This is a genomic window from Niveispirillum sp. SYP-B3756, from assembly GCF_009495745.1.
GTDB lineage: Bacteria > Pseudomonadota > Alphaproteobacteria > Azospirillales > Azospirillaceae > Niveispirillum.
Map to the genome: position 1 here is coordinate 45,618 of NZ_WIDQ01000009.1, position 14,598 is coordinate 60,215.

The 14,598-nt window shown below is 62.5% G+C and carries 13 protein-coding genes and 1 tRNA gene; 7 read left to right on the forward strand and 7 right to left on the reverse strand.

What is annotated here, in order from left to right; genetic code table 11:
- Positions 1–63: 63 nt before the first annotated feature.
- On the forward strand, positions 64–2,187 hold the full coding sequence (locus GE253_RS17390) for a TonB-dependent siderophore receptor (RefSeq protein WP_153205418.1): 2,124 nt from the start codon (positions 64–66) through the stop codon (positions 2,185–2,187).
- 73 nt (positions 2,188–2,260) lie between these two features.
- On the opposite strand, the gene GE253_RS17395 is transcribed toward GE253_RS17390, so the two are convergent.
- The 4 genes from GE253_RS17395 to GE253_RS25900 all read right to left on the reverse strand — a co-directional run bounded on the left by GE253_RS17395 (position 2,261) and on the right by GE253_RS25900 (position 5,151).
- Positions 2,261–2,452, reverse strand: coding sequence for a YbdD/YjiX family protein (locus GE253_RS17395; RefSeq protein ID WP_153205419.1), 192 nt, complete (start codon positions 2,450–2,452; stop codon positions 2,261–2,263).
- A gap of 2 nt (positions 2,453–2,454) precedes the next feature.
- Positions 2,455–4,533, reverse strand: a complete 2,079-nt coding sequence (locus GE253_RS17400) for a carbon starvation CstA family protein (protein WP_153205420.1) — start codon at positions 4,531–4,533, stop codon at positions 2,455–2,457.
- 361 nt (positions 4,534–4,894) lie between these two features.
- Positions 4,895–4,969 (reverse strand) — tRNA-Val (locus GE253_RS17405).
- On the reverse strand, positions 4,960–5,151 hold the full coding sequence (locus GE253_RS25900) for a hypothetical protein (protein WP_173012698.1): 192 nt from the start codon (positions 5,149–5,151) through the stop codon (positions 4,960–4,962). Before GE253_RS25900 ends, GE253_RS17405 begins: the two co-directional genes overlap by 10 nt.
- A 22-nt stretch (positions 5,152–5,173) precedes the next feature.
- Between GE253_RS25900 and GE253_RS17410 the strand changes: the two genes are divergently transcribed.
- The 3 genes from GE253_RS17410 to GE253_RS17420 all read left to right on the forward strand — a co-directional run bounded on the left by GE253_RS17410 (position 5,174) and on the right by GE253_RS17420 (position 7,106).
- On the forward strand, positions 5,174–6,055 hold the full coding sequence (locus tag GE253_RS17410) for a DUF3108 domain-containing protein (protein ID WP_173012699.1): 882 nt from the start codon (positions 5,174–5,176) through the stop codon (positions 6,053–6,055).
- Between the two features lie 138 nt (positions 6,056–6,193).
- Positions 6,194–6,622 carry a DUF4265 domain-containing protein gene (locus tag GE253_RS17415; protein ID WP_247878726.1) on the forward strand — a complete coding sequence of 143 codons (429 nt, stop codon included), beginning with the start codon at positions 6,194–6,196 and terminating at the stop codon, positions 6,620–6,622.
- A 208-nt stretch (positions 6,623–6,830) separates the two neighbouring features.
- On the forward strand, positions 6,831–7,106 hold the full coding sequence (locus tag GE253_RS17420; RefSeq protein ID WP_211101499.1) for a hypothetical protein: 276 nt from the start codon (positions 6,831–6,833) through the stop codon (positions 7,104–7,106).
- Between the two features lie 238 nt (positions 7,107–7,344).
- Here GE253_RS17420 and gph read toward each other — a convergent pair whose 3' ends face one another.
- Entirely contained in the window at positions 7,345–8,019 is a 675-nt protein-coding gene (gph, locus tag GE253_RS17425) for a phosphoglycolate phosphatase (protein ID WP_153205423.1), read from the reverse strand.
- Positions 8,020–8,124: 105 nt separating this feature from the next.
- Between gph and glmU the strand changes: the two genes are divergently transcribed.
- The 3 genes from glmU (at position 8,125) to GE253_RS17440 (ending at position 11,880) form a co-directional block, all read left to right on the forward strand.
- Positions 8,125–9,477, forward strand: a complete 1,353-nt coding sequence (glmU, locus tag GE253_RS17430; protein WP_153205424.1) for a bifunctional UDP-N-acetylglucosamine diphosphorylase/glucosamine-1-phosphate N-acetyltransferase GlmU — start codon at positions 8,125–8,127, stop codon at positions 9,475–9,477.
- 192 nt (positions 9,478–9,669) lie between these two features.
- Positions 9,670–11,148, forward strand: a complete 1,479-nt coding sequence (gene gabD, locus GE253_RS17435) for an NADP-dependent succinate-semialdehyde dehydrogenase (RefSeq protein WP_153205425.1) — start codon at positions 9,670–9,672, stop codon at positions 11,146–11,148.
- Between the two features lie 255 nt (positions 11,149–11,403).
- The gene (locus tag GE253_RS17440; protein WP_173012700.1) at positions 11,404–11,880 is read left to right on the forward strand and encodes a transposase; all 477 of its coding nucleotides are present in this window, start codon (positions 11,404–11,406) and stop codon (positions 11,878–11,880) included.
- A 5-nt stretch (positions 11,881–11,885) separates the two neighbouring features.
- On the opposite strand, the gene GE253_RS17445 is transcribed toward GE253_RS17440, so the two are convergent.
- Both GE253_RS17445 and GE253_RS17450 read right to left on the reverse strand, forming a co-directional pair.
- Positions 11,886–12,713, reverse strand: a complete 828-nt coding sequence (locus GE253_RS17445) for an inositol monophosphatase family protein (RefSeq protein ID WP_153205427.1) — start codon at positions 12,711–12,713, stop codon at positions 11,886–11,888.
- 154 nt (positions 12,714–12,867) lie between these two features.
- On the reverse strand, positions 12,868–14,535 hold the full coding sequence (locus tag GE253_RS17450) for a glycosyltransferase family 4 protein (RefSeq protein ID WP_153205428.1): 1,668 nt from the start codon (positions 14,533–14,535) through the stop codon (positions 12,868–12,870).
- Between the last annotated feature and the right edge of the window lie 63 nt (positions 14,536–14,598).

Consider the following 14,598-nt stretch of genomic DNA (forward strand, 5'->3'; position numbering starts at 1 on the left):
ATATTAATAGTAATTCGCATTATTGATTGATGATGCGAGTGATCGGGATTGGGTGAGGGGTTGATGATACAGCAACGGAAGACGGTTCGGCGTGGCTGGCTGATGTCCGGTGTGGCGCTGGCGGCAATGGGTGTGGCGACGGTGCCGGCGCTGGCCGAGATGGCGACCACGACGGATGAAGTGGTGGTGATCGGCCACAAGGTGCAGGCCAGCACAGGCACCAAGAGCGATGCGCCGCTGGTGGAAACACCCGTCTCCATCAGTGTCATTGATGGCGAACGCATGAACCTGCTGGGGCAGGTCACGGTCAATCAGGCCCTGCGCTATACGGCCGGCATTACGCCGGAAACGCGCGGTGGCGTCGTCACCCGCTATGATCAGTTCACCCTGCGCGGTTTCGCGGTGAACAATGCCTTTTATAACGGCCTGTCCGGCATGTATGCCGGCTGGTACGCCATGATGCAGCCCGATGTCTCCACCCTGGAGCGGATCGAGGTGCTGAAGGGCCCGGCATCGGTGCTGTACGGCACCAGCGGGCCGGGCGGCCTGATCAATCTGGTGGGCAAGAAGCCGGTGGCCGATCCGGTCAATTCGGTGGAACTGTCCATCGGCACCCGTGCCTATCACCAGCTTTCCGCCGATCTGGGCGGTGCGCTGGATCAGCAGGGCCAAGTGCTCTATCGCCTTGTCGCCACCGGGCGGGAAGGCAATGGGCAGGCCCTGCATACGGAAAATGAACGGTTCGCGGCCTCCCCCTCGCTAAGCGTGAAGCTGGATGATGATACCAGCGTCACCCTGCTGGGGCTTTATCAGCGCGACCCGAAATCCGACGGCTATGGCGGCGTGCCGGCCGTGGGGTCGGTGTTGAAGAACCCGCTGGGCAAGATCTCCGTCCGCTTCTATGACGGCGAACCGGCATTTGATCGCTATAACCGCACCCAGGTGATGGCCGGTTATCAGGTGGAACACCGGTTCAGCGACATTTTCAGCGTTGAGCAGAATCTGCGCTGGCAACAGGTCGATGCCAATTATCAGCAGGTCTATTCCGGTGATTTGGGGACCGATAACCGAACCCTCTCCCGTGGGTCGATCTATTCCATCGAGGATACGTCGGGGGTGGCGGTCGATACGGTGCTGAAGGCCAAATTCAATACCGGCCCCATCAGCCACAGCGCCCTGGCCGGACTGGATTATCAGAAAACCGATGCCGACATGGAAATCGGCTATGGTACGGCCGGCAGCATTGACGTGTTCAAACCGGTCTATCGCACCAGCTTCACCCGGCCGGACACCAGTGCTGTCATGAAGATGGACCAGAAGCAGACCGGGCTTTACCTGCAAGATCAGTTGAAGCTGGATAATTGGGTGTTGCTGGCCGGTCTGCGCCATGACTGGTACAAGCTGACCACCAACTATACCTTGCCGGCCCCGGCGAAAGAGAAGGTGGATCAGGGCAAGACCACCTACCGTGTCGGTCTGCTGCACCGTTTCGACAGCGGTTTTGCGCCCTATATCAGCTACAGCCAGTCGTTCGAGCCGGAAAGCGGCGTCGATTTCAGCGGCAAGACCTTCAGCCCCACCAATGGGGACCAGTTGGAAGGGGGCGTGAAATATGAAAGCCGTGACCAGCGCACCCTGGTGACGCTGTCGGCGTTCGAGCTGACCCGCGACAAGATCAAGACCAACGACCCGGCCCATCCCGGCTTTTCCATCCAGACCGGGGAGGCGCGGTCGCGCGGGGTGGAGCTGGAAGGCAGGCTGGGCCTGACGGAAACGCTGGAGGTGAATGCCGCCTACACCCATCTGGATATGGAATATACAAAGGATAATAGCGGCCTGAAGGGCAAGACCCCCGTGGCCGTGGCCGATGATACGGCCAGCCTCTGGCTCTATAACCGGTTTGAAGAAGGCGCCTTGCGCGGGCTGGGCCTGGGCGGTGGTGTTCGTTACGTCGGCAAAAGCTGGGGCGACCCAGCAAACAGCTTCCGCGTGCCCTCCTATACGCTGGTGGATGTGGCGCTGCGCTATGATCTGGCCAACCTGTCGGACCGGTTCGAGGGCTGGCGGTTTGATGCCAGCATCAACAACCTGTTCGACAAGGAGCATGTATCGTCCTGCTACTCCGCCTCCTGGTGCTGGTATGGCGCCACCCGCGTGGTGCAGGCAGGCTTGCGCAAGAGCTGGTAAGCAGCGTTCGGGTACAGAAAAGGCGCCGGGGGAGCGATCCCCCGGCGCCTTTTTTTGCTTTCAATGCCGGCGTTTAACAGCAGCGGTTGACCCCGCTCCAGCGTCGGTCCAGTTCCGACAGGTAGAATGCCTCCCGGTCCAGCGCCGGCTGGTCCGGGTGGCGTTCCTGATGGCGGGCGAGATAATTCTCGTATGCCGCATCGCCGGATACTTCCCGCAGCACGGTCCAGGCCGTTTTCAGGAAGCTGGCAGGCCCCGCCATCATGATCAGTGGCCCCCCACGCCGGTTGGATGCGGCAGGGTCGCCTCGTTGACATAAGGCACTTCCGTCAGGGCCGGCACCGGCTTGCCCTGCAGGTGGCGGATGGAAATCCGCGCCATTTCGATGATCACCACCCACAGCACGATGATGAAGAACACCGTCAGCCCGGCATCCAGCCGCTGATTGAAGATCAGATGCGGGGCCGATTCCAGCGCTTTGCCGGTCAGCGTACCGGCCTGCAGCTTGGCTTCCAGCGTGTTGGCCCCAGCCAGAAAGCCGACGCGCGGATCGGCATCGAACAGCTTCAGCCAGGCGGCATAGCTGGTGGTGACGGCCAGAAAGACCATGGGCAGCCCGGTCACCCAGGCATAACGCGCCTGACCCTTCTTCACCAGAATGGTGGTGACGATGGCCAGCGCGATGGCGGCCAGCATCTGGTTGGAGATGCCGAACAAGGGCCACAGGATGTTGATGCCGCCATAGGGATCAATAACGCCGATATAGAGGAAATAACCCCAACTGGCGACGAAGGCGGCGGAACAGATGATTGATGGCAGCCGGGCGGACGTGTTGCCCAGCGGCTTCCAGATATTGCCCAGCAGATCCTGCAACATGAAGCGGCCCACGCGGGTGCCGGCATCCACCGCCGTCAGGATGAACAGGGCCTCGAACATGATGGCGAAATGGTACCAGAGTGCCAGCATACTCTGCCCGAAGGCACCGGCGAAAATCTGTGCCATGCCGACCGCCAGCGACGGCGCGCCACCGGTACGGGCCAGCAGTGTGGTTTCCCCCATCTCCTTGGCCAGATCCATCATATGCTGGGCTTCCACCGGGAAGCCCCAGGAAGAAATGGTGGCCGTCGCCTGTTCCAGGGTGGAACCGACAATGCCGGCAGAGCTGTTGATGGCGAAGAACACGCCGGGGTCCAGCACGCAGGCGGCAATCAGTGCCATCATGCCGACAAAGCTTTCCATCGCCATGGAACCATAGCCGACCAGCCGCAGATCCCGTTCGGACATGATCAGCTTGGGCGTGGTGCCGGCGCTGATCAAGGCATGGAAGCCGGAAACGGCACCGCAGGCGATGGTAATGAACAGGAACGGGTACAGCCCGCCCGCCACCACCGGCCCGGTGCCGTCGGTGAACTGGGTCAGCGCCGGCATATGCAGTTCCGGCCGCAAGATGATGACCGCGAAGGCCAGCAGCAGGATGGCGCCGATCTTGATGAAGGTGGAGATATAATCACGCGGGGCCAGCAGCAGCCAGACCGGCATGATGGCGGCGAAGAAACCATAGGCGATGACCAGCAGGGCCAGCGTGGTGCCGTCGAAATCGAACATCGGCCCCAGCGCCGGATGATGCGCCACCCAGCCGCCACCCGCCGTGGCGGCCAGCAGCAGGAACAGGCCGATCAGGGAGCCTTCCAGCACCCGGCCCGGCCGGATATTGCGCATATAGATGCCGACCAGGATGGCGATCGGAATGGTCATGGCCACGGTGAAGGTACCCCAGGGGCTGTGCTTCATGGCGTTCACCACCACCAGCCCCAGCACCGCCACGATCAACACCATGATCATCAGCGTACCGACCAGGGCGGCACCACCGGCCACCGGCCCCATCTCATCCCGCGCCATCTGGCCCAGCGTGCGGCCATCGCGGCGGGTGGAGGCCCACAGCACCACCATATCCTGCACGCAGCCGCCGATGACGGCACCGGTCAGCAGCCAGAGCGTGCCCGGCAGATAGCCGAACTGGGCCGCCAGCGTCGGCCCGACCAGCGGGCCGGCACCGGCGATGGCGGCGAAATGGTGGCCGAAGGTGATCCAGCGATGGGTAGGCACATAATCGCGCCCATCATTGATGCGCAGCGCCGGTGTGGCGCGGCTGGGGTCGGTCATCAGCACCTTGGTGCAGATCCAGCCGGCATAAAGACGATAGGCCACCGCATAGATGCCGAAGGCAGCCGCGATGAACCAGAAGGCATTGATGGTTTCACCCCGATGGATGGCGATGCCGCCCAGACAGGCGGCCCCGAAAACCCCGATGGCGATCCAGATCAGGTTTTGGATGGATTTGGGCATTCAGTCTCTCCCAGGTGCCGGGGGTGTTTCTCCCCCTTTCCTCCCGTTCTCCATGAAACGCTGAACGGCGCGGAAAGGCCAGAACACCCCGGCACTTGACCGGTGCAGGTGCAAAGCCTGATGGCCACCCCTGGGGCGCGCGCAGGGCCAAACACCTGTTTTCACGAATATAATCGGATCAGGCATGGCAGGACCGAGCCTGGCTGGAAATGAGACCTAGGTCGTGCGACAGGCTGCCGCAGGCGGGCCGTCAGGTCGACTCGATAGTTCCGATGGAGAAATGATGCCGGGGGACAAAGCAAAAACCCCACCCGGTTTCCCAGGTGGGGTTCGGCACATATCGTGCAAATCTTGGATCGGATGGTGGGCGCGGCAGGGATTGAACCTGCGACCCCCGCCGTGTGAAGGCGATGCTCTCCCGCTGAGCTACGCGCCCATCCGTCCGTCTGACGCTTCGTTCGAACCGTTTCGTTCGTTCGTCGCCGTCGGTGGAGCGGGCTTATAAAGAGGGTTGGCGGGGGTGTCAAAGGGAAAAAACAGGGTGTTGCGATTTTTTTTGGCGGCCGGGCGGTTGACCCGGTGGGCAACGTTGCCATCCTTGTCAGCAATGGCTGCCATGGACGAACAGGAAACCTGCCCGATGCGTGCAACACGTTCCCGCCTGCTCGCCCCGCTTTGCCTTGGCGTCGGCCTGCTGGCCTTTGCCGGGGGTAGTGCCGGTAACCCCGCGGTTCCGGCCCTGCCGCCGCCGACCGCACCCGCCACCAGCGCCCAGCCGGGCGATCTGGGGCTCAGCTACGCCATCTATGTCGGTGGGGTGCATGTGATTGATGCCAGCGCCCATATCGGCCCGCTGGCGGAGATGTATCGCGTGGGTCTGTCTTTACAGACGGATGGGTTGTTGGGTCGGATCGCCAACTGGAAAACCGATGTGCGTGCCTATGGTCGGTTGGATGGGACGGGGATGCCGCAGCCGGTGCGTTTCACCGCCCATGGGGCCTGGCGGGATGAACCGCGCCTGACGACGCTGGATTATCCGGTGGGCGGGGCGCCCCTGCTGTCCCTGGCCGACCCGGCACCGGAAAAGGACCGGGAGCCGGTGCCCGATGAACTGCGCCAGGGCACGCTGGACCCGGTATCGGCCATTGTGGCGGTGCTGGACCGGGTGGGGCGGGGTGGTACGTGTGACCTGACCGTGCCGGTCTATGACGGGCGCCAGCGCTATGACCTGGCTTTCAGCGACCGGGGACAGGATCAGGTGGCGGCCAGCGATCTGTCGGCCTTCAGCGGCGCGGCGCGGCGCTGTGCGGTGACGTATAAGCCGCTGGCCGGTAAGTGGAAGGAAAACCGGCCCGACCGGCGTGACCGCGACGGGGAAGGGGCACGGCGTGCGGGGCGAGAGGTGACGCTCTGGATCGCCTCCGCCATGCCGGGCGGGCCGGCGGTGCCGGTGCGGCTGGAAATGGACAGCCCGCTGGGGCCGGTGATGGTGCATCTGGCCAAGCTGGATAGGGTGGGGTGAGTGGGGGAGGCTTAGCTATCTGCCGGTAAAAGGGTGTGAACAAGTGCATTTGGTTCAAGTATTGTTTCTGATCATCGGATGTATTCTACTTGGGTTTAATGCGCCAGCACGTTATCGATGGAGAATTAGGTGAAGCTAATGATCGTTGAGTTAGCTGAGGGGGCGCCTCAGTTGGGCAGGGAGGGATTATGGGTTCGCCATTTGGTGGATAACGTCTATGTTTTGGATAATATTCCATTCTACGCTTATGGAATTGCTTGCAATGATGAGGTTTATGCAGAACCTGTCGGAAGTGACCTTGTATTTAAAGGGATAAGAGGTCGGAAAGGGCACTCCGTTTACAGGGTTGCTTTTGACATGGAAAATCTTGATTCACCAAATGACATAAATGAATTTCTTGAGAATATAAAGAATTTTGGCTGCTCGTTTGAAGGGTGTGATGGTCGTCTGTTTGCGATTGATGTTCCGCTTGGGGTTGATGTTCACTCTCTATATAAATATTTTCAGAATGGTGAGGATAAGGGGCTCTGGGAATTTGAAGAAGGGCATTACGGAACGCGATCATAGGTTGCTGTGTCTAATTCTGTAATCACCATCACCCCGGCTGCGGTATGCGTGACGGTGAGGATACAGTAAGACTTTGATAATGAATAAAACCTTCCAGACAGACATTGACGGCACAGCCAGCAAGATCGGCGTTTACAGCATCGCCAAAAGTCCTCATATTGAGGACGCGTCAGGGCGGTCATGCCCGGCTTAAAGAGGGATAGACCCTGTGACCGACACCACGCAGAATACCGCTACCGTGCTGGCCGAACTGAATGTCCAGGAATTAATCGCCCGGATCAGGAAGACTCAGGCCGAGACCGACAAGTTGGTCGAAGAAGGCCGGAAGTTTGCCGTCGAGCAGCACAAACTGACGGCAGAAGCGCAGAAGCTGCAACGTGATCATGGGCTTGCCCCCTGGAGCATGACCATTGCCCTGGTGAGCGCTGGCGCTGCATTGGCGGTTGCCATTACGGCGCTGTTGAAAAGCGCGGGGATCTTATGACCCCCACCCACTTTAGAAAATGCCTGGACGCGCTGCATTGGTCGCAACGCGAATTTGCCGCCATCATCAATCGCAATGACCGACAGGTCCGACGGTGGGCCGCCGGTCAAGCTGAAATACCGCCAGAGGTGGCCGCATGGCTGGAACGGTGGGCCGGTAGAATGCACAGCGATCCGCCCCCCTCGCGCCTGACCCCAGCAGAGTAAAGGCAGTCGAGCGGGAGCGGGGTAGCGAACCCTCACAACCCCGCCAATGCCGCCGGCAAATCGGCAAAGCGGTCAATGATGCAATCGGCCCCCAGATCGGTCAGCGCCATGCGTGGATAGCCATAGGCGACGGCGATCACCGGTATGCCTGCCGCTCGGGCGGCGGCCACGTCATTGCCATTGTCGCCCACCATCACTGCCTGATCGGGCCGGCAGCCGAGATTGTCCAGTGCCCAGAGCAGCGGATCGGGGTGGGGTTTGCGGCGGGGGGCAGTGTCGCCGCCGGCCACCACATCGAACTGACCGCCCAGCCCCAGCGCCGGCAGCAGTTCCAGCGAAATGCCCGCCGGCTTGTTGGTGCAGAGCGCCAGACGGTGGCCGGATTGCTTCAAGGTGGCCAGGGTCTCGGCCACGCCGGGATAGACGCAGGCCGGATCGGCCGGCAGGGCGCCGTAAATCTCCAGATAGCGCGCGGTCAGCCGGGCCAGATCGTCGCCGGCCCCCGGCTGGCCGGTCACGGCCATGGCCTGTTCCACCAGCCGGGGGGCCCCGTCGCCGATCAGGCCCTTTACCTGGTCCAGGGTCAAGGTCGGGCGGTTGGATTCGGCCAGCAACTGGTTCAGCGCCAGGGCGATATCGGGGGCGCTGTCGATCAGCGTGCCGTCGAAATCGAACAATAAGGCGGGAAAGCGGTCGGCCGTGGGCATGGCGGATAAAACCTCTGTTCAGATCGCAGGCATCTTGTCGGAAGCGGGGTGCCCTATGCTACACCCAGCAGAACCTTCCCCTATCGCAGCCATGGGCGGATTGCCATGACCGAACGACCGATCGCCTGCATCATTCTTGCCGCCGGCAAGGGTACACGCATGAAGTCAGCCCTGCCCAAGGTGCTGCACCCGCTGGGCGGCCTGCCCATGGTGCGCCATGTGCTGGATGCCGCCCAGGCGCTGGCACCCGAACGCATCGTCGTCGTCGTGGGGCCGGGGATGGAGAATGTGGCCCAGGCTGTGGCCCCCCATGCCACCGTGGTGCAGGAAAACCAGTTGGGCACGGGTGATGCCGTGAAGGCCGCCTTGCCGCTGCTGGACGGGTTTGCCGGTGATGTGCTGGTGCTTTATGGCGACACGCCGCTGATCACGGTGGAGACGCTGCGCGCCATGGTGGTCACCCGCAATGGGGCCAGCAACCCCGCCGTGGTGGTGATGGGGATGCGCCCGGCCGATCCCGGTGCCTATGGTCGGCTGGTGCAGGGGGGCGATGGCGGGCTGGAACGGATTGTCGAATTCCTGGATGCCAGCCCGGCCGAACGCGCCATCGGCCTGTGCAATGCCGGCTTCATGGCCTTTGACGGTGCCCGGATGCCAGGGCTGATCGGTGCCATCGGCAATGACAATGCCAAGGGCGAATATTACCTGACGGATGCCGTCTCTGTCGCCCGGTCCCAGGGCCATGCCTGTGCCGTGGTGGAAGGACCGGTCGACGATGCGCTGGGCGTCAATTCCCGGGCCGAACTGGCGGGCGTGGAAAAGATTTTCCAGAACCGCCTGCGCCTGGCCGCCATGGCCAATGGTGCCACTCTGCTGGACCCGGACACAGTGTGGTTTGCCGCCGATACATTGCTGGGCCGCGATGTGACGGTGGGCCAGAATGTGGTGTTCGGCCCCGGTGTGACGGTGGAAGACGGGGTGGAAATCCGCGCCTTCAGCCATCTGGAAGGGGTGATTGTGCGCAAAGGCGCCATCATCGGCCCCTATGCCCGGCTGCGCCCCGGCAGCGATGTGGGCGAGGGGGCGCATGTCGGCAATTTCGTGGAGCTGAAGAATACCAAGATGGGGCCGGGGGCCAAGGCCAATCACCTGACCTATCTGGGCGACAGCGATATTGGCGGCGGCAGCAATATCGGTGCCGGTACCATCACCTGCAATTACGACGGCTATCTGAAGCACCGCACGGTGATCGGCGAGAATGTGTTCGTCGGCTCCAACAGCACGCTGGTGGCGCCGGTGGAACTGGGCGATGGGGCCTATACGGCGGCTGCCAGCGTGGTGACCCGCGATGTGCCGGACGATGCCCTGGTCATCACCCGCCCGGACGAGGTGGTGAAGGAAGGCTGGGCCGCGCGCTATCACAAGGCCAAGGCGGCGCTGAAGGCGCGGAAGGGGTAACACCACACCGGTAACGGTTAACTCGTTGGACGCTGGGTTACGGAACCTGGGGGGAATTGGGTGTAACCGTTACCGCCCTGCGGTCGCCCCTGTGCTGTGCCCTTGCCATGCCCACCTGTAAGGGGCCTATGTCTTCACGACAGCAAGGCCGCCCTGGCGGCCCCACCATCAAAATTGCAGGATGGAAACAACATGAGCAGCAGCACCGGCCTTCCGGCCCTGAAAGACCCGTCGCTTTTCCGCACCCAGGCGTTCCTGGCCGGCGAATGGGTGGGGGCCGATAGCGGGCGCACCCTCAATGTGACCAACCCGGCCACCGGTGCCCTGATCGGCACCGTGCCGGAGATGGGGGCGGCGGAGACCCGTCGCGCCATTGAAGCCGCCAACAAGGCCTGGCCGGCCTGGCGGGCCAAGACCGCCAAGGAACGCGCCGCCATCCTGCGCAAATGGTTCGAGCTGCTGATGGCGAACCAGGAGGATCTGGCCGTTCTGATGACGGCTGAGCAGGGCAAACCCCTGACGGAAAGCCGGGGCGAAATCGCCTATGCCGCCAGCTTCATCGAATGGTTCGCGGAGGAGGGCAAGCGCGTCTATGGCGACACCATCCCCACCTTCAAGCCCGATGCCCGCATTGTGGTGACCAAGGAACCGATCGGGGTGACGGCGGCCATCACGCCTTGGAACTTCCCTGCCGCCATGATCACCCGCAAGGCCGGCCCGGCGCTGGCCGCCGGCTGCCCCATGGTGATCAAGCCCGCCACCGCCACGCCCTTTAGCGCCTTTGCCCTGGCGGTGCTGGCGGAACGGGCGGGCGTGCCGGCGGGTGTGCTGTCGGTGCTGACCGGCTCGGCCCGCGCCATCGGCGGGGAGATGACCGGCAACCCCATCGTGCGCAAACTGTCCTTCACCGGCTCCACCGAAATCGGCAAGGTGCTGATGGAACAATGCGCCGGCACGGTAAAGAAGGTCTCGATGGAGCTGGGCGGCAATGCCCCCTTCATCGTGTTCGACGATGCCGATCTGGATGCCGCCGTGGTCGGGGCCATGGCGTCGAAATATCGCAATGCCGGCCAGACTTGTGTCTGCGCCAACCGGCTGTTGGTACAGGATGGCGTCTATGACGCCTTTGCCGCCAAGCTGGCCGAGGCGGTTTCCCAGCTGAAGATCGGCAATGGTTTGGAAGAAGGGGTGACCACCGGCCCGTTGATCGATGATGGGGCCGTGGCCAAGGCGGAAGAACATATCGCCGACGCCGTGTCCAAGGGCGCCAAGGTGACGCTGGGCGGCAAGCGCCATGCGCTCGGCGGCAGCTTCTTTGAGCCCACCATCCTGACCGGCGTGACCACGGAAATGAAGGTGGCGAAGGAAGAGACGTTCGGTCCGGTGGCCCCGCTGTTCCGCTTCAAGGACGAGGAAGAGGCCATCGCCATGGCCAATGATACGGAGTTCGGCCTGGCCGCCTATTTCTACAGCCGGGATATCGGCCGGGTCTGGCGGGTGGCGGAAGCGCTGGAATATGGCATTGTCGGCATCAATGAAGGCATCATTTCCACCGAAGTGGCCCCGTTCGGCGGGGTGAAGGAGAGCGGCACCGGCCGCGAAGGCAGCAAGTACGGGATCGAGGATTATCTGGAGATCAAGTACATGCTGATGGGCGGGTTGAAGCGGTAAGGCTGTGATAGGGGCGGGTGTTGGGCATCATGGCGGAAGGGGCTTTATACCAGCGGCATGAAATCTTGACCGTTGGTCAATCTTTCCTGCCCCTCAATCGCCGGCACCAGCATCCGCTGGCTTGGCTACGCCGCACGAGCGGCGCGGCGGCGGTCGCCGCCGTACCAACGGTCATGAATTATGACCGTTGGTATTAGTGTGGCCCTTTCCGGCGCTACAACACCCGGCCCTTCCCGTTGCCAAAGATCAGCCCCCATGAGCCAGCATAGTTTCATTGATGCGTTGCTGCCGCCCGGCATTGGCCGGGTGGCTGTGCTGGAACGCGTTGCCGCCCTGGTGGATTGGCGACGGATTGAGGGGCAGGTGAACAAGGTGCGCCACGCCGGCACGGGGCGGCCGCCCTATGCGCCGTTGACGATGTTCAAGGCGCTGCTGCTGGCGCAATGGTACGGGCTGTCCGATCCGGGGCTGGAAGAGGCGTTGCTGGACCGGATATCGTTCCGCCGCTTCTGCGGCTTGACGCTGGATGGCGGCACGCCGGATGAAACGACGCTTTGCCGTTTCCGTCAGACCCTGCGGCAGGCGGGGCTGGCCGATCACCTATTTCAGCAGGTGCTGGACCAGTTGGCGGTTGCCGGCTTTCAATTGAAGCCCGGCACGCTGGCCGATGTATCATTGGCGAGGCTGCCCGCCAGAACCGCCCCGCCGGAAACCGACGGGGCGGGCGGATAAGGCTTTTACTTCTGCGCAGCAGGGGCGGCGGCCTTGGGCTTGCCGGCGTTGCGCAGCACCACGGCCAGATGCGAATGCAGGTTGGCGTTGGCGGCCAGGATGGAGCCGGAGGTCAGCGGGCTCTTGCCCTGGCCGATCTCGCTGACAAAACCACCGGCCTCCGTCACCAGCAACATGCCGGCGGCCAGATCCCACGGCTTCAGATCGGCTTCAAAGAAACCATCAAAGCGACCGGCGGCGGTATAAGCCAGATCCAGCGAGGCGGCACCGAAGCGGCGGATGCCGGAAATCTGACCCATCAGCGCTTCCAACTGTACCAGGAATTCCTTGGCATTGCCGTGGCCCTTGAAGGGGATGCCGGTGGCGATCAGGGCGTCGGCCATGGTGCGACGGTTGGAGACGCGCAGGCGCTGGTGATTCAGGAAGGCACCGGCACCCTTTTCGGCCCAGAACATCTGGTCATGCACCGGTTCATAGACGACGCCGGCGATGATCTCACCCTCACGCTCCAGACCGATGGAGATGGCCCAGTGCGGAACGCCGTGCAGGAAATTGGTGGTGCCGTCCAGCGGATCGACGATGAAACGGTGGGCCGTGTCCTTGCCCTTGATCTCGCCCGTCTCTTCCATCAGGAAGCCGAAATCGGGGCGGGCCTTTTGCAGTTCCTCACGCACAATACGCTCGGCCTTCTGATCGGCGGCGGAGACGAAATCGGCGGGGCCCTTGCGGGAGACCTGGAGATGCTCGACCTCACCAAAATCGCGCAGGATGGCCTTACCGGCCTTTTCCGCCGCACGGGTCATGACGTTCAGGATGGCCGAACGGGCTGCCATGGTCGAACACTCCACAATGTCTAAGATCGCTGGAGGCCGCGCCAGCAGCCTCTCATTCTGGGGAACAGCGTATATTCCATTCTGCTGTTACAGCAAATGCGGCAGCGATGCGCAGCAGGGTTGCGGCAGACTGGAACCGTTGATGTGGCACCGATCAATCGGGAATGATGCTGATCAGATCGAATTTCCATAGCCACATGACCATGCGTGCCCCGGTGGCATTCATCATCCCCGCGTCATTCAGCAAGCTCTGTACGCTGCAACCCCTCTGCATCGCCAATCGTAACAACCGCGCGGCGGTTTCGGGGTCGAACTGGTTATTATCGAACGCATAGTTGGCGATACCGAGATCTTGAATCACGGCCAGCCGTTCCAGGCTGTCAGGCTTGGCAAAGATAGGCCAGTGGAGTTGAAGCTGGTCGGTGGAGAAGTGGCCGAAAAGCCGGAACGGGTCTTGCTGCTGTGGCAGGAGAAAGGGCTGTGATGTCTGTTGGACCGATGCCGCCAGCCTGATCTCCCGCAGGTGTGCGGCCAATTCTGCGTAACGGTGCAGGATCTGCGGCCAGTCATATTCCTGCTGCGCCCGTCGCTGTCCTGCGGCACCCATGCGTCGGCGAAGTTCCGGGTCGTTGACCAGCCGCGCCAAGGCATTGTGGATGGCATCCACCGTTATGACCGTCGCCAGGCTGCACCGCCCGATATACCTGTCATAGGCTTGTTCATTGCCAAGATAGAGGTCCATGATCGGGACGCCGCTGCCGGGTGGCGGCACGAAGGATGGGACGCGGAACCCGTCAATGCCGTCCCTCACCGTGTCCTTGTAGCCGTCCCAATCGCTGACGACGGTTGGCAGGCCGTAGGCCATTGCCTCCACCGGTGTCAGGCCGAAGGATTCTTGAATATTGTCAGAAAGGGAGACGAAAATATCCGCCGCCTGCCACGCGGCCCCATAGGGTGCCGGGGCGGCCCCGTCGACCTGGATGAAGCGAACAGAAGGCGCCAGCGCTGCCCGTGCCTTTGCCAGCGCTGCCGGCACGGCATGATGGGAGACGACCCCGGCCTCAATGCAAATGATCGGCTGGGTCTTCGCCAGACGCTCAAGCGCCAGATAGAGGGGGGCTGGGTTGCTTTTGGCGTGGATGGTCAGCCGCCCGGCGGAAAGAATGACAATATCGTCATCGGCCAGCCCCATGCTTGCCCGTGCGGCGGCACGCCCGATACCCCCCGCCGCACGGGCGGGGACGTCAACACCCAGCGGGATAACAGGAAGAACGGGTTCATTGAACTTGCTGGCCCCCGTTGTCCGCGCCCAGAGTTCGCAACTTTCCTGAAGCAACCGGGTAACCAGCGTCTGCACGGCTGTGGAGGTGCAGATCAGCGCATCCCAGGGGCGGAACGGCGGCAACATCAACGCTGCAATCCGATCAAGGGCCCCTTGCGAGGACAGGCTGTGGGTGACACCCATCAGGCTGAAGGCGGTGGGGCCGATCCGCTCCCGGCGGACGGCAATATCTTGCGGTACCGGGCATGGATAATAAAGGCAGCCACTGTCGATGGCGGCCTCCCAGCCGGGCGGCAGGCTGCTGCGGATCTGGCCGCGATAGCCAAAATCGCGCATCTGGCTGTTCAGGGCCGCAAGCGCCACCTGGGACGGGCAGATGGTATTGATCGGCGAATCCGGCCAGGTTCGGGCCATGCCCTGCAACAGTGATTTGCCTGCCACCTGTCGGCCCATGATCTTATCATCGGTGCTGTAGGCTTCACCGATGTACCAAAGGCAGAAGGGCGCGGGCGGCAGGGTGTGGCTGTTTTCTGCCGTCATTTTAAAGCCTGAGCCGTGATTGTGACCGATCAAGGTGGACTGATCGTTGCCCTTGCCTGGATA

What these genes read in the sequence shown, in the direction of transcription:
- GE253_RS17390 (WP_153205418.1), top strand. Translation starts at nt 64, where the DNA reads ATGATACAGCAACGGAAGACGGTTCGGCGTGGCTGGCTGATGTCCGGT.
- GE253_RS17395 (WP_153205419.1), bottom strand. Translation starts at nt 2,452, where the DNA reads ATGATGGCGGGGCCTGCCAGCTTCCTGAAAACGGCCTGGACCGTGCTG.
- GE253_RS17400 (WP_153205420.1), bottom strand. Translation starts at nt 4,533, where the DNA reads ATGCCCAAATCCATCCAAAACCTGATCTGGATCGCCATCGGGGTTTTC.
- GE253_RS25900 (WP_173012698.1), bottom strand. Translation starts at nt 5,151, where the DNA reads ATGGCAGCCATTGCTGACAAGGATGGCAACGTTGCCCACCGGGTCAAC.
- GE253_RS17410 (WP_173012699.1), top strand. Translation starts at nt 5,174, where the DNA reads ATGCGTGCAACACGTTCCCGCCTGCTCGCCCCGCTTTGCCTTGGCGTC.
- GE253_RS17415 (WP_247878726.1), top strand. Translation starts at nt 6,194, where the DNA reads ATGATCGTTGAGTTAGCTGAGGGGGCGCCTCAGTTGGGCAGGGAGGGA.
- gph (WP_153205423.1), bottom strand. Translation starts at nt 8,019, where the DNA reads ATGCCCACGGCCGACCGCTTTCCCGCCTTATTGTTCGATTTCGACGGC.
- glmU (WP_153205424.1), top strand. Translation starts at nt 8,125, where the DNA reads ATGACCGAACGACCGATCGCCTGCATCATTCTTGCCGCCGGCAAGGGT.
- gabD (WP_153205425.1), top strand. Translation starts at nt 9,670, where the DNA reads ATGAGCAGCAGCACCGGCCTTCCGGCCCTGAAAGACCCGTCGCTTTTC.
- GE253_RS17440 (WP_173012700.1), top strand. Translation starts at nt 11,404, where the DNA reads ATGAGCCAGCATAGTTTCATTGATGCGTTGCTGCCGCCCGGCATTGGC.
- GE253_RS17445 (WP_153205427.1), bottom strand. Translation starts at nt 12,713, where the DNA reads ATGGCAGCCCGTTCGGCCATCCTGAACGTCATGACCCGTGCGGCGGAA.
- GE253_RS17450 (WP_153205428.1), bottom strand. Translation starts at nt 14,535, where the DNA reads ATGACGGCAGAAAACAGCCACACCCTGCCGCCCGCGCCCTTCTGCCTT.